The organism is Arcobacter sp. ISO1 (genome assembly GCF_058105185.1).
In genome coordinates this window covers 614,830-633,366 of sequence record NZ_CM176573.1, presented here as the reverse complement: position 1 = coordinate 633,366, position 18,537 = coordinate 614,830, and the positions used below count along the sequence as shown (strand labels likewise).

General features: G+C 29.8%; 18 protein-coding genes. 14 read left to right on the top strand and 4 right to left on the bottom strand.

Annotated elements, in window-relative coordinates:
• The first annotated feature begins 7 nt into the window (after nucleotides 1–7).
• The 10 genes from AC2TY9_RS03220 (at nucleotide 8) to AC2TY9_RS03175 (ending at nucleotide 13,243) form a co-directional block, all read left to right on the top strand.
• Nucleotides 8–2,215 (top strand): ABC transporter substrate binding protein, encoded by a 2,208-nt coding sequence (locus tag AC2TY9_RS03220; RefSeq protein WP_489779498.1) that lies wholly within the window; start codon nucleotides 8–10, stop codon nucleotides 2,213–2,215.
• Nucleotides 2,196–2,840 (top strand): response regulator transcription factor, encoded by a 645-nt coding sequence (locus AC2TY9_RS03215; protein WP_489779497.1) that lies wholly within the window; start codon nucleotides 2,196–2,198, stop codon nucleotides 2,838–2,840. Before AC2TY9_RS03220 ends, AC2TY9_RS03215 begins: the two co-directional genes overlap by 20 nt.
• Before the next feature lie 161 nt (nucleotides 2,841–3,001).
• Nucleotides 3,002–4,075 (top strand): TRAP transporter substrate-binding protein, encoded by a 1,074-nt coding sequence (locus AC2TY9_RS03210; protein WP_489779496.1) that lies wholly within the window; start codon nucleotides 3,002–3,004, stop codon nucleotides 4,073–4,075.
• A 130-nt stretch (nucleotides 4,076–4,205) separates the two neighbouring features.
• On the top strand, nucleotides 4,206–4,841 hold the full coding sequence (locus tag AC2TY9_RS03205; protein ID WP_489779495.1) for a TRAP transporter small permease subunit: 636 nt from the start codon (nucleotides 4,206–4,208) through the stop codon (nucleotides 4,839–4,841).
• Nucleotides 4,838–6,211 carry a TRAP transporter large permease gene (locus AC2TY9_RS03200; protein ID WP_489779494.1) on the top strand — a complete coding sequence of 458 codons (1,374 nt, stop codon included), beginning with the start codon at nucleotides 4,838–4,840 and terminating at the stop codon, nucleotides 6,209–6,211. Before AC2TY9_RS03205 ends, AC2TY9_RS03200 begins: the two co-directional genes overlap by 4 nt.
• Before the next feature lie 223 nt (nucleotides 6,212–6,434).
• On the top strand, nucleotides 6,435–9,275 hold the full coding sequence (locus tag AC2TY9_RS03195) for an FAD-binding and (Fe-S)-binding domain-containing protein (protein WP_489779493.1): 2,841 nt from the start codon (nucleotides 6,435–6,437) through the stop codon (nucleotides 9,273–9,275).
• 73 nt (nucleotides 9,276–9,348) lie between these two features.
• Nucleotides 9,349–10,200: a peptidylprolyl isomerase gene (locus AC2TY9_RS03190; RefSeq protein WP_489779492.1), complete on the top strand. Its 852-nt coding sequence runs from the start codon at nucleotides 9,349–9,351 to the stop codon at nucleotides 10,198–10,200.
• Nucleotides 10,201–10,210: 10 nt separating this feature from the next.
• A complete protein-coding gene (gatB, locus tag AC2TY9_RS03185) occupies nucleotides 10,211–11,635 on the top strand; it encodes an Asp-tRNA(Asn)/Glu-tRNA(Gln) amidotransferase subunit GatB (protein WP_489779491.1) in 1,425 nt (474 codons plus the stop codon).
• Nucleotides 11,636–12,535 carry an NAD(P)H-dependent glycerol-3-phosphate dehydrogenase gene (locus AC2TY9_RS03180; RefSeq protein ID WP_489779490.1) on the top strand — a complete coding sequence of 300 codons (900 nt, stop codon included), beginning with the start codon at nucleotides 11,636–11,638 and terminating at the stop codon, nucleotides 12,533–12,535.
• A gap of 9 nt (nucleotides 12,536–12,544) precedes the next feature.
• Entirely contained in the window at nucleotides 12,545–13,243 is a 699-nt protein-coding gene (locus AC2TY9_RS03175) for an ABC transporter permease (protein WP_489779489.1), read from the top strand.
• Here the strand turns inward: AC2TY9_RS03175 and AC2TY9_RS03170 are convergent.
• Entirely contained in the window at nucleotides 13,236–13,577 is a 342-nt protein-coding gene (locus tag AC2TY9_RS03170) for a winged helix-turn-helix transcriptional regulator (RefSeq protein WP_489779488.1), read from the bottom strand. The two genes, AC2TY9_RS03175 and AC2TY9_RS03170, sit on opposite strands and share 8 nt — an antisense overlap.
• Nucleotides 13,578–13,694: 117 nt before the next feature.
• Here AC2TY9_RS03170 and AC2TY9_RS03165 point away from each other — a divergent pair, with 117 nt between their 5' ends.
• A complete protein-coding gene (locus AC2TY9_RS03165) occupies nucleotides 13,695–14,669 on the top strand; it encodes a YhdH/YhfP family quinone oxidoreductase (RefSeq protein ID WP_489779487.1) in 975 nt (324 codons plus the stop codon).
• Here the strand turns inward: AC2TY9_RS03165 and AC2TY9_RS03160 are convergent.
• Together AC2TY9_RS03160 and AC2TY9_RS03155 are read right to left on the bottom strand one after the other, a co-directional pair.
• Nucleotides 14,659–15,252: a YkgJ family cysteine cluster protein gene (locus AC2TY9_RS03160; RefSeq protein ID WP_489779486.1), complete on the bottom strand. Its 594-nt coding sequence runs from the start codon at nucleotides 15,250–15,252 to the stop codon at nucleotides 14,659–14,661. The two genes, AC2TY9_RS03165 and AC2TY9_RS03160, sit on opposite strands and share 11 nt — an antisense overlap.
• Before the next feature lies 1 nt (nucleotide 15,253).
• Nucleotides 15,254–15,613, bottom strand: coding sequence for a winged helix-turn-helix transcriptional regulator (locus AC2TY9_RS03155; protein WP_489779485.1), 360 nt, complete (start codon nucleotides 15,611–15,613; stop codon nucleotides 15,254–15,256).
• A 142-nt stretch (nucleotides 15,614–15,755) separates the two neighbouring features.
• On the opposite strand from AC2TY9_RS03155, the gene trxA reads away from it, so the two are divergent.
• The 3 genes from trxA to AC2TY9_RS03140 all read left to right on the top strand — a co-directional run bounded on the left by trxA (nucleotide 15,756) and on the right by AC2TY9_RS03140 (nucleotide 17,742).
• Entirely contained in the window at nucleotides 15,756–16,073 is a 318-nt protein-coding gene (gene trxA / locus AC2TY9_RS03150) for a thioredoxin (RefSeq protein ID WP_489779484.1), read from the top strand.
• A 110-nt stretch (nucleotides 16,074–16,183) separates the two neighbouring features.
• The gene (locus AC2TY9_RS03145; protein ID WP_489779483.1) at nucleotides 16,184–17,416 is read left to right on the top strand and encodes a glutamate-5-semialdehyde dehydrogenase; all 1,233 of its coding nucleotides are present in this window, start codon (nucleotides 16,184–16,186) and stop codon (nucleotides 17,414–17,416) included.
• The gene (locus AC2TY9_RS03140) at nucleotides 17,416–17,742 is read left to right on the top strand and encodes a putative quinol monooxygenase (RefSeq protein ID WP_489779482.1); all 327 of its coding nucleotides are present in this window, start codon (nucleotides 17,416–17,418) and stop codon (nucleotides 17,740–17,742) included. The genes AC2TY9_RS03145 and AC2TY9_RS03140 overlap by 1 nt, the downstream gene beginning before the upstream one ends.
• A gap of 28 nt (nucleotides 17,743–17,770) precedes the next feature.
• Here AC2TY9_RS03140 and AC2TY9_RS03135 read toward each other — a convergent pair whose 3' ends face one another.
• On the bottom strand, nucleotides 17,771–18,487 hold the full coding sequence (locus tag AC2TY9_RS03135; protein WP_489779481.1) for a hypothetical protein: 717 nt from the start codon (nucleotides 18,485–18,487) through the stop codon (nucleotides 17,771–17,773).
• Nucleotides 18,488–18,537: the final 50 nt, after the last annotated feature.

The following is an 18,537-nucleotide window of genomic DNA, read 5'->3' as shown; positions in this document are numbered from 1 at the left end:
ATCTTTTATGAAAAAAATAATCCTATTTTTATTACTTTTTTTAAACTTTTTACATGCACAAAATAAAGAGGTGTTACTGATTCATTCATATCATAAAGGATATAAGTGGACAGATGACATCTCTAAAGAAATAGAAAAAAAATTTGAACCCTATGATAATATTGAACTTACAACTTTTTATATGGATACAAAAAGAGTTGTGGGGGAAAACTATTTTTATAAATTAGCAAATTTATATAAAGAAAAAATTGCAAACAGAAATTTTGATTTGGTTATTGTAAGTGATAACAATGCCTTTGATTTTTTAGTTAAATACCATGATTTTTTATTCCCAAGCTCACCTGTACTTTTTTGTGGTATTAATAATTTCAATAAATCAATTCTAGATGACAACTTTGTAACCCACTATATGAGTGGAGTTGTTGAGCAAGTTGACTTAGAAAAAAACTTTGAACTGATTTTAAATCTTCAACCTAATTTAGAAAAATTAATGATTATAAACGATAAGTCTAAAACAGGTATGGCCATGAAAAAAGATTTAGAACCTATTATGAAAAGATATAAAAATAGATTAAAAATTGAATATATAGATGATTTAGATTTAAAAAATATTCAAAAAGAGATTAAAAAATTAGATTCAAATAGTGCAATTTTATTGGTTTTACTTTTTAAAGATAAAACAGGAAAATATTTCACTTATAGACAAAGTGTAAAAGCGATAAGAAAAGTAAGCAAAGTTCCCCTTTATGGTTTATGGGATTTCTATTTAGATTATGGGATTGTTGGGGGATTATTAACCTCTGCAAAAGCTCAAGGAGAGGCAGTTTCTAAAATGGCTTTACGGGTTTTAAATGGTGAAAAAGTCTATAACATACCTATTTTAGAAAAATCTCCCAATAAGTACCTTTTTGATTATAATGAATTAAATAGATTTGATTTAGATGTATCAGAGATTTTAAAAGAGTACTCAATAATAAATGAACCTCATTCTTTTATTAGAAAATACACAAAATTAGTAATAATCACAGTGACAATAATTGCTATTTTGCTTATTATGGTATTTTCAATGAAGGCAAATATTCAAAGAAGAAAGCTTGTTGAAAAAGATTTACAAAATAGAATCAAATTTGATAAGGTATTACTTGATACCTTGCCAAATCCAATTTATTATAAAAACAAAGATGGTAAATTTTTAGGTTGTAATAAAGCCTTTTGTGAACTTTTAAGTGTTCCCAAAAAAGATGTAATAGGAAAAACTGCAAAAGATTTTTTTGATCCAGCAGTGGCAAAAAAGAATAAAAAAGTTGATGAAGAGCTTTTAAAAACTCATGGGACTAATACTTCTGAAGTAACCTTGCATCTTCCAAACAATCATATGAAACATATAATTATCAATAAAGCAGTATATTTAGACAATGATGGCTCAATTGGTGGAATTGTTTGTATTATGGATGATATAACTGAAAGAATACAACAAAAACAATTTTTAATACAACAAGGAAAACTAGCTGAAATGGGTGATATGGTTGCCGCAATTGCTCACCAGTGGAATGAGCCTTTAGTTGAATTGTCTGCACAAGTTCAAGATATACAAACCTCATTTTTATTAAATGAATTAAAAGATGTTCAAGTAAAAGAGTTTGTAAATGATTCAATGGTGCAAATAAAATATATGTCAAAAACACTAAGTGATTTTAGAAACTTTTTAAAACCCTCAACTAGTAAAAGACTATTTGCCATTAGAAAGGCTTTTGAAGATATCTTTGAAGTTATTGGTAAACAAATATTTTATTCAAATATAAACCTTCACTTTAATTATGAGTATGATAAAGAGGAACTTTTAATTTATGGTTATGAAAATGAGTTTAAACAGGTTTTATTAAATTTAATAAACAATGCTAAAAATAAAGTCCTAGAAAAAAATAGTTCAAAAAAATACAATATCACGATTAATATTTCAAGTTGTAATACATACACTACAATTGAGATTATTGATGATGCTGGAAATATAGATGAAAATATTATTGATAAGATATTCGAACCATATTTCACTACTAAAAAAGATGGAACAGGTTTTGGTCTTTATATGGCAAAGGTAATAATTGAAGATAAGATGAACGGAACAATTAGTGTAAAAAATAAAGACAAATATGTTATATTCACAATAAAACTTCCTCACAATAAAAGGTTAGCAAATGAAAATAATGCTTCTTGAAGATAATGTTAAGCTAAATGCAACAATTAAAAAAAGGCTCGAATTAAAAGGCTACAAAGTATTTAGTTTCGTGGATGGGAAAGAAGCATTCAATAATATAACCGAAGGGTTCTCTTGTTTTATATTAGATATAAATGTACCAAATATTGATGGAATAAAGATTTTAAAAAAGATTAGAGAGTTTTATTCAGAAGTTCCAGTTATCATAATTTCTGCTTCAGTTGAACTTGATGTAATAAAAGAATCCTATGATTTTGGTTGTAATGATTATCTAAAAAAACCATTTTTTATAGATGAACTTGAAATAAAAGTTGAGAGGCTTTGTCAAATTACTAATGATCTGATCACCTTTGATAAAGATTGCTACTTTGATTATAAATCTTCAACAATTACAATTGATGGTGAAACCCAAAGGCTTACAAAAAAAGAAAGATTATTAATCAATCTTTTTTTAACAAAAAAAAATCAAGTACTTACTTATGAGGCAATAGAAAATTATGTTTGGGAAGGTTCTTTTGTATCAATTGAATCAATTAGAAGTCTTGTTAGACGTCTTAGAAAAGTAGTAAAAAAAGATTATATTGAAACAGTAGTAGATACTGGATATAAGTTTAAAGTGGACTAAATAGTCAAAAATAGCATAAAAGTAGCATTTTGCTATTTTTATGAACATATGCTCACAAACCCCCATTTATAGGGATTTTATCGAAAAAATTTACGAAAATATCATGTCATTATCATATATGGTTGTTACAATTTTTCCGAGACACAAAAAAAGGAGATCATATGAAAATGTTTGGTAAAACTACTAAACTACTTGTAGCAACTGCATTAGTTGCTGGATTAGCAACAACAGATGCTATGGCAAAAAAAGTATATAAGTGGAAACTAGCAACAACTTGGGGACCAACTTTACATCCATTTATTGATGCGCCAACAAAAATGGCAAAAATGGTTGAAGAGATGTCTGATGGAAGACTTAAAATTAGAGTTGATGCATCAAATAAACACAAAGCTGCACTTGGTATCTTAGATATGGTTAAAGGTGGTCAATATGAAATGGGTCACTCTGCATCATACTACTGGAAAGGTAAAGATATCAATACATTACCATTTTCAACTATGCCGTTTGGTATGACTACACCTGAACAATATTCTTGGTTCTACTACGGTGGTGGTATGGAACTTATGAAAAAAGTTTATAAAAAACATAAAGTATTAGCATTCCCTGGTGGAAGTACTGGAAACCAAATGGGTGGATGGTTTAGAAAAGAGATTAATACTGTTGATGACTTAAAAGGTCTTAAAATGAGAATTCCTGGATTTGCTGGTGAAATCATGGCAAAATTAGGATTAACAGTTACTAATATTGCTCCAGGTGAATTATATACATCACTTGAAAGAGGAACAATTGATGCTCTTGAATGGGTTGGACCTGGTATGGATATTAACATGGGATTCAACAAAATTGCTCCTTACTACTATACAGGATGGCATGAACCTGGATTAGATTTACAATATATGGTAAATGAGAAAAAATTTAATAAATTACCAAAAGATTTACAAGCAATCCTTGTTACAGCTATGAAAGCAACAGCGTTTGATATGTATTTACAAAATTATCACATGAGTGCTGAGGCTTGGGCTTCAATTGAGAAAGATTATCCAAATATTAAAGTTAAAACTTTCCCAAAACCAGTTATGGATGCTATGAAAAAAACAAATGCTGAATTAAGAACTGAAATGAAAGCTAAAAATCCAATGTTAAAAGAGATTTTAGATTCACAAGAAGCTTATCAGAAAAAAGTTAGAAAATGGACTGAGATGTCAGATTATCTTTACTTAAAAGATAACTTATAATATCTTCTTCCTGTAACCTCTTTTCTTTAGGAAAAGGGGTTGCTTTATTTAAAAATAGGTAAGATAAATATACGAAGGATATGTTTTTCTTACTTATTAACATATTTAGACATTACCCAAAGGAATTTTTATGTTATTAAAACTAGAGCGTGGTTTTGATAAGTTTGCTGATATTATCGGACTTATCACAGCTGTAGCAATGGTACTTATGATTTTAAATGTATTTTATGATGTTGTTATGAGATACTTTTTTAGATCAGGATCTATTGCAATGCAAGAGATGGAATGGCACCTATTTTCTGTAATTATATTAATTGGAATTAGTTATACACTAAAAGAAGATGGACATGTTAGAGTTGACTTAGTATATGATAAATTAAGCCCAAGAAAAAAAGCTATGATTAATATGTTTGGTGCTGTTGTTTTTATTTTACCAATTTCTATTTTAGTTGGTATTGATTCAATTGCAAATGTTAAAGAGGCATTTATTTCTATGGAAGGTAGTGGGGATCCAGGTGGATTACCATACAGATGGATTGTAAAAGCACTTATTCCATTATCTTTTTTACTTTTGATTATTACAACAATTGGATTTTTTATTAAAAATCTTAATATATACAAAGGTTATAGTGTACTTGATGAGTATAACTTAAAAGGTGAAATTGAAAATCTAAAATGTGATTTAGAAGAACACAAATTCCATGTGGTAAATATTGATGGATCTGATGATGAGCCAAAAGAGAATAGAAAAGGAGAAGAAAAATGATTGGTATAGTAATGTTCTTTACAGCATTATTTATGCTGATTATTGGATTCCCTGTTGCCTTTACATTTGCAGCTGTATCAGTATTTTTTGGAATTGCAGCAGGATTTATTGAAATATTTAAATATGCAGAAGAGGGACAAGCCTTTATGGATCTTCTTCAAGAAGGTTGGTTAGAAGGTATCTCAATGTTTGAGTTTATGCCTTATAGAATTTTTTCTATTCAGCAAAGTACAATTTTGATGGCAATTCCTATGTTTATTTTTATGGGAATTGTTTTACAAAAAACTGGACTTGCTGAAAGACTTCTTGAATCTATGGGATTTTTATTTGGAGAGATTAGAGGTGGTGTTGCAATTTCAACAGTTTTAGTTGGAACATTACTTGCTGCATCTACTGGTGTTGTTGGTGCTTCAGTTGTAGCAATGGGTGTTATTTCACTTCCAGTTATGCTGAAATATAAATACAATACCCCAATGGCCTGTGGTACCATATGTGCCTCAGGAACTCTAGGACAGATTATTCCTCCATCTATTGTATTAATTATCTTAGGTGATGTTTTTCAAGTTCCAGTTGGAGACCTTTTCGCAGCAGCAGTATGGCCAGGACTTGCATTAGTTGGTTCATATATTTTATATATTTTAATTTTATCTTTTGTAAGTAAAGATATGGCTCCAGCTATTCCAGCAGACCCAAGCAGAGGAAATAAAACAAAACAAGTAATTAGAGCTTTAATTGATATTATTCCTTCGCTGACACTAATTATTTTAGTTTTAGGTTCTATTTTTGCAGGTGTTGCAACACCTACTGAATCTGCAGCAGTTGGATGTATTGGTGCAATTGGACTTTCTTTAATGTATAGAACATTTACTACTGGAATGGTAAAAGAAGCAGCACTAGAATCTGTTAAAATTACTTCAATGGTATTTGGTATCTTAATTGGTGCAACAGCCTTTTCAATGGTATTTTCATATACAGGTGGAGAAGAAGTTGTTGAGCATTTAATGTTAAGTTTACCAGGTGATGAAAAATGGGGATTTGTAATCTTTACAATGTTAGCAATTTTAGTGTTAGGTTTCTTTATTGACTTTATTGAAATTTCTTATATAATTGTGCCAATTTTAATTCCAGTTGCTGAGACATTAGGAATAAATCCAGTATGGTTTGCTATTCTTATAGCTATGAACTTACAAACTTCATTCTTAACACCACCATTTGGATTCTCCTTATTTTACTTAAAAGGGTGTGCTCCAGCTAGTGTTAGTACGAGTCAAATTTATAAAGGGGTAATACCTTTTATCGCAATACAAGTAATAGTATTGTTTATTGTTGCTTTCTATCCAGAATTTTTTGGTATGAGTGCAGATATGTAATCAAAAGAGAGTTTTTAAAACTCTCTTTTAAAAGGTTAAAATGTCATTAGTTATTTGCTTAATTGAAAATATTGTCCTACAAATTTGTGATAGGATGAACAGTTTTATTGATGATCCTCAACAAAGAATTTACACCGTTCCACGCCTTGAATAATCCTAAAATAACATATTAATATCACACAAAAAATATATAATCAATAAAATGAAGAAATAAGGAAAGATAATGTTAGAAGGGAAATATCTAGATTTTTATAATCAAATATCACAAAAACTAAAAAAAGAGAATATCTTTACGGATAAATTACATACTTATGCATATGGTACTGATGCCTCATTTTACAGACTAACTCCAAAAATTGTTATCAAAACTGATAATGCTGATGAGGTAGCAACAATTTTAGAATTAGCACATGAAATGGAATTAAGTTCTACTTTTAGAGCAGCAGGAACTTCTCTTTCAGGACAAGCAATCTCTGATTCAATTTTGATTGTTACTTCAAGAAACTTCAGAGACTTTAGAGTTTCAGAGGATAAGTCTTTAATCTCATTAGAACCAGGACTTACAGGTCTTGAAGCAAATAATATCTTAGCCCCATTTGGTAAAAAAATTGGTCCAGACCCAGCTTCAATTAATGCAGCTATGATTGGTGGAATTGCAGCAAACAATGCTTCTGGTATGTGCTGTGGTATCTCTCAAAACTCATATAAAACTTTATCATCAATGAAACTTGTTTTTAAAGATGGTACAAAATTAGACACAGCTGATGAGGAATCAAAATTAGCATTTAGAAAATCTCATGGTGAATTTCTACAAGGTTTAAAACAAATTGCAAGAGATACTGTAAATGATGAGGCTTTAAGAGCTAAAATTGAGAAGAAATTTAAAATCAAAAATACATGTGGATACTCTTTAAATGCACTAATTGATTTTGAAGATGAGTTTGAAATTTTACAACACCTAATTATTGGAAGTGAAGGTACATTAGCATTTATTGAAGAGATTACCTATGAAACAGTTGAAGATTTAAAAGATAAATCAAGTGCTTTAATATATTTTAAAGATGTAGAAGAAGCATGTAATGCTGTTACAAAATTAAAACTTGCACGTGAAGCAGGAACAATCATTGTTGATGCCGTTGAACTTATGGATAGAGCAGGGCTTAGAAGTATTGAAAATGATCCAGCTATGCCTGAATACATCAAAGATTTTGGTGAGAATGTAACTGCATTATTAATTGAAACAAGGGCAGTTAGTGATGAAGCTCTTGATATCCAAATTAAACAATTACAAGAGTTATTAGCAGAATTTGAAGTACTAAGAGATATCTACTTTACTAAAGACGTAGCTGAATATACTTTATATTGGAAGATTAGAAAAGGTTTATTTCCAGCAGTTGGAGCAGTTAGAGAACTTGGAACTACTGTTATTATTGAAGATGTTGCTTATCCTATTGAAAGATTAGCAGAAGCAACTTTAGAACTTCAAGACTTATTTAAAAAACATGGTTACAGTGAAGCACTTATTTTTGGACATGCATTAGAAGGAAATTTTCACTTTGTATTTACTCAAGATTTCTCAATTGAATCTGAGGTGAAAAGATATGATGCTTTTATGAATGATGTTGTAAATTCTGTTGCTGTTAAGTATGAGGGAAGCTTAAAAGCTGAACATGGTACAGGAAGAAATATGGCGGCTTTTATTGAAGTAGAGTGGGGTAAAACTGCCTACGAAATGATGAAAAGAATTAAAAATCTTTTTGACCCAAAAAATCTATTAAATCCTGGTGTAATTATCAATGATGATGCAGAAGCACATCTAAAAAATCTTAAACCTATGGCTGCTACAAATGAATTAGTAGATAAATGTATTGAATGTGGCTTTTGTGAACCAACTTGCCCTTCAAATGATATTACATTAACTCCTAGACAAAGAATTACAGTAAATAGACTTATTTCTCAACTTGAAGATGATGGGAAATTTGAAGAAGCTAAAGAGTATAAAGATTTATATCAATATGATGGAGTTGATACTTGTGCCGCATGTTCATTATGTGCAACAGCTTGTCCTGTTAAAATTGATACAGGAGCATTAACAAAACATCTAAGATATGAACAAATCAGTCCTAGAGCAAACTCTATTGCTACAAAAATTGCAAACAATTATGCTTCAACATTAAGTGGTATGAGATTTGGTTTAGGAGGAGCAAATTTAGTTCATAAAATTTTAGGAACTGCTTCTATGGGTTCTCTTACATCAACTTTTAGAGAATGGTCAGGTGGAGCAATTCCAAAATGGTCACCATATTTACCGAAGGCTACCAATATTGATACTACATTTGAACAAAAATCAAGTGATAAAAAAATTGTTTATTTTCCATCTTGTTTAGCAAGATCAATGGGTAGAAATAGCGAAAGTAGCGAAGAAGAGGAACTATTTGATGTAACAGTTAGAGTTCTTAAAAAAGCTGGCTTTCAAATTTTATTCCCAGATAATTTAGCTGAACTTTGTTGTGGTACCCCTTTTGCTTCAAAAGGGTTTAAAGAACAAGAGAAAATGAAATCAGATGAATTAGAAAAAGAGTTATTAAAAATCACAAATAATGGTAAGATTCCTGTACTTTGTGAAACAGGTACTTGTACTAAGAAGATGCTTGATAATTTCTCTTCAGATATGAAAATCTACGAGCCAATTGATTTCTCACTTGAGTATTTAGTTGATGCTTTAGAGTTTGAAAAAATTGATGACCCAATCACTATTCATACAAATTGTACAACAAGAAAAATGGGCTTACATGAAAACTTTGTAAAATTAGCTAGCATGTGTGCTAAGAAAGTTATTGTTCCAGAAAATGTAAAATGTTGTGGATTTGCAGGAGATAGAGGTTTTAATTTCCCAGAATTAAATAAATCAGCACTAAGATTCTTAAAAGATGATATAAAAGATGCAAAACTTGCATTTTCTACATCTAAGACATGTGAAATTGGTCTTAGTGAATACTCAGGCTTAGATTACAACTCAATTTTCTATCTTATTGATAGAACTTCAAAAGCTAAAAACATCTAATCTTTTTTTGGACAAAACAGATATTTACCTTTTCTTTGGTAAAATATCTGTTTTTAAGAAAAAGGATAAAATGATGAAACAATATGGAATTCTGTCAACAGGTAAAAAAGTATTTTTTACTCTTCTTTTAACTTCAAGTGTTGCATTTGCAGGAATGATAGATGCAATAGCTTTAGTTGTTAATGATACACCAATCACTCTTTATGATATTGAAAAAAGGAAAGTTGAAAGAAACATTCCAAAAGATGAAGCAGTTAGTCAATTAGTTGATGAAGCTTTATTTCAAGAATTAGTTCAAAAAAACAATATAACAGCAGATATTTTTGATGTTAATAATTATTTAGAGAAGATAGCAGCTTCAAATGGTATGGATTTATATACTTTCAAATCAATAATTAAACAAAAATATAAAAACTATGAAGCTTATGAAGAACAAACAAAACAACAAATTATCAGAGAAAAATTAACTCAAAAATTAGTAAGAGGAAATATTAAAATTGCTACTGAAGAGGATTTAAAAATCTATTATGAAAATAATCAAAATCAATTTAAAGCAGCTTCAACAGTAAAAGCAGTTCAGTATGCTTCAACAAATAAAGCAGATTTGATTAAAGTTACTCAAAACCCAATGGTAAACTTACCAGGGGTTACAAGCGCACCAATTGATTTAGACCAAACAACTTTAAATCCACAATTAAGATATGTGATTAATGAAACAAAGATAAACCAATTTACGCCAATTTTTACATCAAATAAACAATTTGTTACATTAATGATTGTTCAAAAAGAAAATCAACAAACAATAGCTTTTGAAAATGTAAAAGATAGAATTTTTAACATAATTATGCAAGATAGAGAACAAACATATTTAAAAGATTATTTTGAGAAACTAAAACTATCTGCAGATATAAAAATAGTAAGATAAAAGGAAATAGATGTTTGAAGTAATTATAGGATTAGAAGTACACGTACAGTTAAATACTAAGTCAAAACTTTTTTGTTCTTGTGCAACAAGTTTTGGTGAAGAGCCTAATACAAATGTTTGTCCAACATGTTTAGGTCTTCCTGGGGCTTTACCTGTATTAAACAAAGAAGCAGTACATAAAGCAATTATGCTTGGAACTGCTCTTAATTCGCAAATTAATCAAAAATCAATTTTTAATAGAAAAAATTACTTTTATCCAGATTTACCAAATGGATATCAAATTTCGCAATTTGAAGTACCTGTTGTAGGTTTTGGTGAACTAGTTATTGATTTTGAAGATGGGACCTCTAAAACTATAGGTGTAACTAGAGCACACTTAGAAAATGATGCAGGTAAAAATATCCATGCTGGAAGCGTTTCACATGTAGATTTAAATAGAGCAGGTACACCTTTATTGGAAATTGTATCTGAACCAGATATGCGAAATGCAGATGAGGCAATTTTATATCTTAAAAAACTTCACTCAATTGTAAGATATCTTGGAATAAGTGATGCAAATATGCAAGAGGGTTCATTTAGATGTGATGTAAATGTTTCTATTAGACCTAAAGGTGATGATAAGCTTTATACAAGATGTGAAATTAAAAATATGAACTCATTTAAGTTCATTGAAAAAGCTATTAAATATGAAGTAAATAGACATATTGAAGCATGGGAAGATGGAATTCATGATACAGAGATTGTTCAAGAAACAAGACTATTTGATCCAGATTCTGGTGAAACTAGATCTATGAGAGGCAAAGAAGATGCTGCTGATTATAGATATTTCCCAGACCCAGACCTTTTACCTTTAATCATTACAGATGATATGATGGAAAAATATTCAAAGATTCCTGAACTTCCAGATGAGAAAAAACAGAGATTTGTAAAAGAATTTGGACTTAAAGAGTATGACGCTTCTGTTATAACTGCTTCTTTAGAGATGGCTAAGTATTTTGATGAGATGATGAAAGAAAATATTTCAGGTAAAAATGCTGCAACATGGTTAACAGTTGAATTACCAGGAAGATTTAAAGAGGGTGTTTCTATTGAAAACTCTCCAGTTGAAGCAAAAACATTGGCTACACTTGTAAAAAGAATAGAAGATGGAACAATATCTGGTAAAGCAGCCAAAGAGGTTTTAGATAATTTAGTTGAAAATGATGCAGATGTTGATGCAGTTATTGAAAAACTTGGTTTAAAACAAGTATCTGATGATGGAGCTATTTTAGAGATTATTGATGGAATCTTAGCTGCAAATGAAGATAAGGTAAATGAATATAAAGGTGGGAAAGAAAAACTATTTGGATTCTTTGTTGGTCAGACAATGAAAGCTTCTAAAGGTAGTGCAAACCCAGCAAAAGTAAATGAATTATTAAAGCAAAGATTATCATAAATGACAAAAAAATCTATTGCAGTAATTGGAGCAGGAAAGTGGGGTCAAGCCTTGCACTTTGCTTTATCTGCTAAACAAGAGTGTCTAATAACTTCAAGAACAAAAAAAGATATTAGAAACTTTGTTGATTTGAATACTGCTTTAAATTGTGAATATTTAGTTATTGCAATTCCTGCTCAACAAATAAAGCAATGGCTAAAAGATAATTTCGTATACAAAGGGCAAAAAGTTCTTGTGGCTTCTAAAGGTATTGAAGCTTCAAGTGGACAGTTTTTAAATGAGATTTATGAAGAGTTTATGCCTTCAAAAAATACTGGTTTTATCTCTGGTCCTTCATTTGCAGCAGAAGTTATAAAAGGACTTCCTGCAGCTATTGTTATAAATTCAAAATCAAAAAAACTTTATAATGAATTTGAACCTTTTTTCCCAAACTTTTTAAAAGTATATTATTCAAAAGATGTAATTGGAGCAGAAGTTTCAGGGGCATATAAAAACGTTCTTGCCATAGCTAGTGGTATTTGTGCAGGATTAAATCTTGGTAACAATGCAAGAGCATCATTAATCTCTAGAGGTTTAGTGGAGATGCAAAGGTTTGGAAAACATTTTGGAGCCAAAAAATCTAGTTTTATTGGACTTTCTGGAGCTGGAGATCTATTTTTAACTGCAAGTTCAACTTTAAGTAGAAATTATAGAGTTGGACTTGGACTTGCAGAAGGAAAATCACTTGAGCAAATTTTAGAAGAGTTAGGAGAAGTAGCTGAAGGTGTAATGACCGCTGAAGCTATAAACAAATTATCTCAAAAACATCACATTTATACTCCCATAGCAAAAGAGGTAAAACTAATCTTAGATGGGAAAAACCCCTTAGATAGTTTAAAAGATTTACTAAGTTCAAACTAATGATAGTTTATGCAAACAATATCATTTTTTAATCTATCTCTTACCTTTATTCCACTTATCTTTGTTTGGTATTTTTATAAAAAATGGACATTTAATAGTGATGAGATATTAATCTCAACACTTAGAATGGTTATTCAACTTATTGCAATTGGATATCTTTTAGTTTTTATTTTTGAAACGAAAAGTATCTATATAGATTTTGCTATTATGATTTTTATGATAAGTGTCTCTGCATGGATTACATTAAGAGTTACAAGCAATAAATCCTTAAAACACTATGGTCAAATATTCTCTTCTGTAGCTATATCAGGTTTTATAAATCTTGGCATTATAGTAATTCTTGTTTTAGAGTTAAAGCCACCCTTTGAAGCAAGATATGTAATTCCAATTGCAGGGATGGTATTTTCAAATGCTATGAATGCTTTATCAATTGCAATTGAAAGATTTGAAAAAGAGACTCAAAGGGGTGAAGAGTTTGAAAAAGCAAGGGAAATAGCTTTTAAAGCTTGTATGATACCTCAAATTAATTCCTTACTTGCTGTGGGCCTTGTCTCACTTCCTGGAATGATGACAGGGCAAATTTTATCTGGAGTTGACCCTTTAATTGCTGTTAGGTATCAAATTATGATTATGACAATGATTTTATCAAATGCAGGAATTAGTTCAATAATCTATTTCACTTTGAAAAAATCAAAAAAAATTATTTAGGGAATTTCCCTTTGTGAATTTCACCCCATAAATACATTTGTTTTAAAATAGGTTTTAAAGTCTCTCCGTATTCTGTTAAAGAGTATTCAACCTTTGGTGGTACAACAGGGTAAACTTTTCTATGGACAATTCCATCTTCTTCAAGTTCTCTTAGTTTTTGAATCAACATTTTTTGAGTAACTCTTGGTAATAGTTTTTGAAGCTCATTGAATCTCAATGTATTACTTCTTAAATACCATAAAATTAAGATTTTCCATTTCCCTGCTAAGATATCAAGGGCAGTTTCAACTGGACATTTTTCAAAATTTTCTTTTATTTCTATTTTTTTTGTCATCATAAACTCCATAAAATCACATAGTATACTTTTTGATAGTACCTATGTTTTTTGTTAGTACTTGCAATTATATCATATATTTGTTAAACTTTTAAAAAAACTTAAAGGATATTACAAATGAAAGCATATGTTGTAGAAAAAATTGAAGATAAAAAATTTGATTCAGGGGTTGTTGAAATAGAAAAACCAGAGATTGTTGAAAATGAAGTTCTAATTAAAACAACTTATTCTTCTTTAAATTATAAAGATGCATTAAGTTCTGTTGGAAATCCAGGTGTTACTAGAGTTTTCCCACATGTTACAGGTATTGATGTAGCTGGTACAATAGAAGAATCAAATTCAAGTGACTTTGAAGTTGGTGAAAAAGTTTTAGTTACTGGTTATGATTTAGGGATGAATACAAATGGTGGACATTCTGAGTTTGTAAAAGTTCCAGCATCTTGGGTTGTAAAAATTCCAGAGGGTATTTCAGATAAAGAGATTATGACATATGGAACAGCTGGATTAACAGCGGCACTTTCTGTAAATGAACTATTAAACAATAACGTTACTTCAGGTGAAATTTTAGTAACTGGTGCAACTGGAGGGGTTGGTTCTATTGCAGTAGCAATCTTAAGTAAATTAGGATTTAATGTAACAGCTATCTCAGGTAAAGAGGACAAAATCCCATTTTTAAAAGAACTTGGAGCAAAAGATGTTATCTTAAGAGCAGATTTTGATGTTGAAAACAAAAGACCAATGGGAAGTGAAAAGTATGATGGAGTTATTGATACAGTAGGTGGAAATATTTTAGCAGAAGCACTTAAAGTGATAAAATATGATGGAGTTGCTACTTGTTGTGGTTTAACATCATCTCATTTATTACCAACTAATGTATTCCCATTTATTTTAAGAGGTGTTAGACTAGTTGGAATTGATTCAGTTGAATGTAAAAGAGAAAAGAAACAAGCTGCATGGGAAAAAGTTGCAGGTGATTTTAAAATAGGTACATTAGATGATTTAACAAATGAAATCTCAATTGATGGGATTAAAGAAGCGTATGAAGCATTATTAGCAGGAAAATCTGTGGGTAGATTCTTAGTTAAATTTTAAAATAATTATCAAAATTTTTTAAAGAGGAGAGATGAAGTTTTAAGTATTCATCTTCAAAATCCTCTTTAAATCTATAAAACTTATTTCCATTAATCTCTATTAAAAATTCGAAATTTTCTTCTTTATTAAATTTATCAAAATGAAAATGCATCTTTATATATTTGTTTTGGTAATCTTCAAAAACCTTATGTTTAAATGATTTTTCTAAAACGCCATTACTTATCATTCTTTTGCCTTCAATTCCAACTGCTGGACATAATAGGTCTATAAAAGGGATATTTGTTAAGTGTGGACTTAAAGGATAAACTTTGCAAACAGAGGGTCTTTTTTCATAAATTGTGCATTTATTATTTAAAAGATATCTACAGCTATTTATACCATTTGTAAGAAGTACAACAGGTTTTATGTAGTTTAACTCCCCTTTCATAAAAACAATTGGAAAACTTTCAAAAATCTCTTTAAAGTCTTCAAGTAAAAGTTGTGAATAAATTGTACCATTAGATCCTTTACAGCATGCAGCATCACATATATCACATGAAGAAAAATAGTATGTTTTATTTAAAGTGTTTTCAAAAGTTTTCATATTAATCAATCACACAATTTGCATCTTTTATAATATTTATATCATGCTCCTTTGCAAACTCTTTCCCCCAATCATGTAATTGTTCTAATATGGGTATTAATTTTTCACCACTTAAAGTTAATTTATATTCCACTTTTGGTGGAATAACTGGGTATACAATTCTTTCAACTATACCTACATCTTCTAATTCTCTTAATTGTTGTGTTAACATTTTTTGAGAAATATTAGGTATTAACTTTTTTAATTCACCATTTCTTTTGACATCTTTTTTTAATGCCCAAAGAACCATACCTTTCCACTTCCCACCAATCATATCAGTGGCCAATTGAAAAAAACAGTTATATTCTTTCGCTTCCATCATAATCTCTCCCCTAATATTTGTATTTTACATAAATCTTTTTTATAGTTACCTAAAAGTAACTATAATACTATTTAGTGTGTACTTGACTTTTGTTCACTATTAGGTTAATATTCATGCACAAAAAATTTTAAAAGGATGTTTTATGGCAGAATATATTGAATTAACAGCTGATAACTTTGATGCAACTGTAGGAACTGGTGTTTCTTTAGTTGACTTTTGGGCTCCATGGTGTGGACCTTGTAGAATGATTGCTCCCGTAATTGATGAACTAGCAACTGAGTTTGATGGAAAAGCAAACATTTGTAAAGTAAACACAGACGAACAACAAGATTTAGCAGTAAAATATGGTGTTAGATCAGTTCCAACAATTTTATTTATGAAAGATGGAGAAATAGTTGACCAAGTTATTGGTGCTCAATCAAAACAAGCACTAGCGGATAAAATTAACGCTCAACTTTAATAATACTTTTTTGGCAGTGAAGCCTTCACTGCCATTTTCAACTAAACTCCCCTTTTCTTAGGCTTTTTTAGATAAAATATTCTCAAATGTAAAGAGTATAGGAAAATTACATGACACAATTCTTAGAAGAATCAAAAAAAATCAGTAGAGTAATATCTACACTTAGTGGTGAAGTAAAGAACAAAGTACTTAATGAAATGGCAGATGCTCTTATGGAACATTGTGACTTTATTGTAAGTTGTAATGCAAAAGATATGAGCGAAGGGAAACTAAATAACCTTTCAGATGCTTTACTTGATAGGTTATATTTAGATGGTGACAGAGTTCAAGGTATGGCTGATGCTATTAGAGAAATAGCAACATTAAAAGAACCAGTAGGAAGAACACTTGATGGTTGGGTTACTGAAAATGGATTAAATATTCAAAAAGTTTCAATTCCAATTGGTGTCATTGGAATCATTTATGAAAGTAGACCAAATGTTACTTCAGACACAGCAGCCCTATGTTTTAAAAGTGGTAATGTTTGTGTTTTAAAGGGTGGAAAAGAAGCTGAACACTCAAACAATGCAATTGCAAATGTTTTAAGACATGTATTAGCTAAAAACAAACTTCCAGAGCAAGCTATTTCACTTCTACCAGATTCAAGTCGTGAAGGTGTTGCAAATCTTATAAAGCAAGATAAATATGTAGACCTTATTGTTCCAAGGGGTGGAGCTGCATTAATTAAATATGTAAGCGAAAATGCAACTGTACCAGTTGTAAAACATGATAAAGGTCTTTGTCATATCTATATTGATAAAGATGCAAATTATAAAAAAGCTATAGAAATAGCAATAAATGCAAAGGTTCAAAGACCTGGAGTTTGTAATGCTATGGAGACTTTATTGGTTCATAAAGAAGTTGCTGCTTATATTTTACCACCTTTATATGAGGCTTTTATTGCAGAAGGCACTGAACTTAAAGGATGTGAGGTAACTAGAGAATATATTGAAATTGATTGTGCTACCCATGAAGATTATGACACTGAATATTTAGCAAATATATTAAATATAAAAGTTGTTAAAAATGTAGATGAAGCAATTTTCCACATAGGTAAATATGGTTCAGGTCATTCAGAATCAATTATTAGTGAAAACTATTCAATAGTAAATAAATTTTTAAATGAGGTAGATGCTGCTTGTGTATATGCAAATGCAAGTACAAGATTCACTGATGGTGGAGCTTTTGGACTTGGAGCAGAAGTTGGTATCTCAACAAATAAACTTCACTCAAGAGGACCAATGGGAATAAATGATTTAACAACATTTAAATATAAAATTTATGGTCAAGGACAAATAAGATAATGTCAAAAAAAATATACTGTATAGCTTCATTTAAAGCAAAAGAAGGGAAAGAACAAGAGCTTTTAGAAACTCTACAAGGTCTTGAACCACAAACAACAAGAGAAGATGGGTGTATTCAATATATTGTTACAAAACACATTGAGCATCCAAATGCAATGGGTAAATCATTTCCTATAGTATTTAATGAAATTTGGGAGTCTAAAGAGGCTTTTGAACTTCATTGTAATAAACCATACATAACTAACTTTTTTGAAACACAATGTGTGGATAAAAATGGTTTAGTTGAAGATTTTAATGTATGTGTTTATAGTGATGAAGTAAACTAATGGCATAAGCCATTAGTTTAATCCTAATTTACTTTTCATCTTCAACTATTCCACCCATACTTTTCATCATCTCTTCCATCATTTTTTGTTGTTCTAAAGGTAAGTTTTCCATTTGTTTTTGATTCTCTTCCATTATATCTTTCATAGTTCTAATAGGATAATTTGGTAATTTAAATTTGTTATCATCAAGTGAAATATTTAATTGAACTTTTGTAGCTATTTGAGTCTCTTTTATCCCCATTGTTTCAGTTTCTATTTTTAAAGGGAGCCCTTTATAAATGCACATTGAAACTCCACTTAAATTCCATATATCACATTTATATCCAGCTATTTTTTCACTACCAACTTTTACACCGCCAAGGGATTCTAATCCTTTTTTACCATCTTGATTAAAGTATATATCTTTTTGATCTTTTGGAATAGTTTGTTTATAAATAACATTTTCTTCATTATCAACACTATAAATTACACCATTATCAAATTTTGTAATCTCATCTTCAATCTCTTCTTGTCCCATTATTGTTTGAACTCTATGTTCTTTAGATAATTCAAGGGCACCATAATCTTTGAAAATAAGTGTTTTGTTACCAGATAGTTTTGCAGGCATTCCCATTATTGACCCATCACCTGAAATTTTGTAAGTTATAGCTGCTGATTTAACTTCGTACCGTTTTGTATCTGCAAATAAAGAACTGACACTAATTACTAAAATAGTACCTATTAAATAGATAAAATGATTTTTCATAACTTCTCCTATATGACAATCTTTATCTAATTATACACCTCTATAATTAA

Excerpts from the sequence above, each read along its gene's own strand:
- AC2TY9_RS03220 (WP_489779498.1), top strand. The coding sequence starts at position 8 with ATGAAAAAAATAATCCTATTTTTATTACTTTTTTTAAACTTTTTACAT.
- AC2TY9_RS03215 (WP_489779497.1), top strand. The coding sequence starts at position 2,196 with ATGAAAATAATGCTTCTTGAAGATAATGTTAAGCTAAATGCAACAATT.
- AC2TY9_RS03210 (WP_489779496.1), top strand. The coding sequence starts at position 3,002 with ATGAAAATGTTTGGTAAAACTACTAAACTACTTGTAGCAACTGCATTA.
- AC2TY9_RS03205 (WP_489779495.1), top strand. The coding sequence starts at position 4,206 with ATGTTATTAAAACTAGAGCGTGGTTTTGATAAGTTTGCTGATATTATC.
- AC2TY9_RS03200 (WP_489779494.1), top strand. The coding sequence starts at position 4,838 with ATGATTGGTATAGTAATGTTCTTTACAGCATTATTTATGCTGATTATT.
- AC2TY9_RS03195 (WP_489779493.1), top strand. The coding sequence starts at position 6,435 with ATGTTAGAAGGGAAATATCTAGATTTTTATAATCAAATATCACAAAAA.
- AC2TY9_RS03190 (WP_489779492.1), top strand. The coding sequence starts at position 9,349 with ATGAAACAATATGGAATTCTGTCAACAGGTAAAAAAGTATTTTTTACT.
- gatB (WP_489779491.1), top strand. The coding sequence starts at position 10,211 with ATGTTTGAAGTAATTATAGGATTAGAAGTACACGTACAGTTAAATACT.
- AC2TY9_RS03180 (WP_489779490.1), top strand. The coding sequence starts at position 11,636 with ATGACAAAAAAATCTATTGCAGTAATTGGAGCAGGAAAGTGGGGTCAA.
- AC2TY9_RS03175 (WP_489779489.1), top strand. The coding sequence starts at position 12,545 with ATGCAAACAATATCATTTTTTAATCTATCTCTTACCTTTATTCCACTT.
- AC2TY9_RS03170 (WP_489779488.1), bottom strand. The coding sequence starts at position 13,577 with ATGACAAAAAAAATAGAAATAAAAGAAAATTTTGAAAAATGTCCAGTT.
- AC2TY9_RS03165 (WP_489779487.1), top strand. The coding sequence starts at position 13,695 with ATGAAAGCATATGTTGTAGAAAAAATTGAAGATAAAAAATTTGATTCA.
- AC2TY9_RS03160 (WP_489779486.1), bottom strand. The coding sequence starts at position 15,252 with ATGAAAACTTTTGAAAACACTTTAAATAAAACATACTATTTTTCTTCA.
- AC2TY9_RS03155 (WP_489779485.1), bottom strand. The coding sequence starts at position 15,613 with ATGATGGAAGCGAAAGAATATAACTGTTTTTTTCAATTGGCCACTGAT.
- trxA (WP_489779484.1), top strand. The coding sequence starts at position 15,756 with ATGGCAGAATATATTGAATTAACAGCTGATAACTTTGATGCAACTGTA.
- AC2TY9_RS03145 (WP_489779483.1), top strand. The coding sequence starts at position 16,184 with ATGACACAATTCTTAGAAGAATCAAAAAAAATCAGTAGAGTAATATCT.
- AC2TY9_RS03140 (WP_489779482.1), top strand. The coding sequence starts at position 17,416 with ATGTCAAAAAAAATATACTGTATAGCTTCATTTAAAGCAAAAGAAGGG.
- AC2TY9_RS03135 (WP_489779481.1), bottom strand. The coding sequence starts at position 18,487 with ATGAAAAATCATTTTATCTATTTAATAGGTACTATTTTAGTAATTAGT.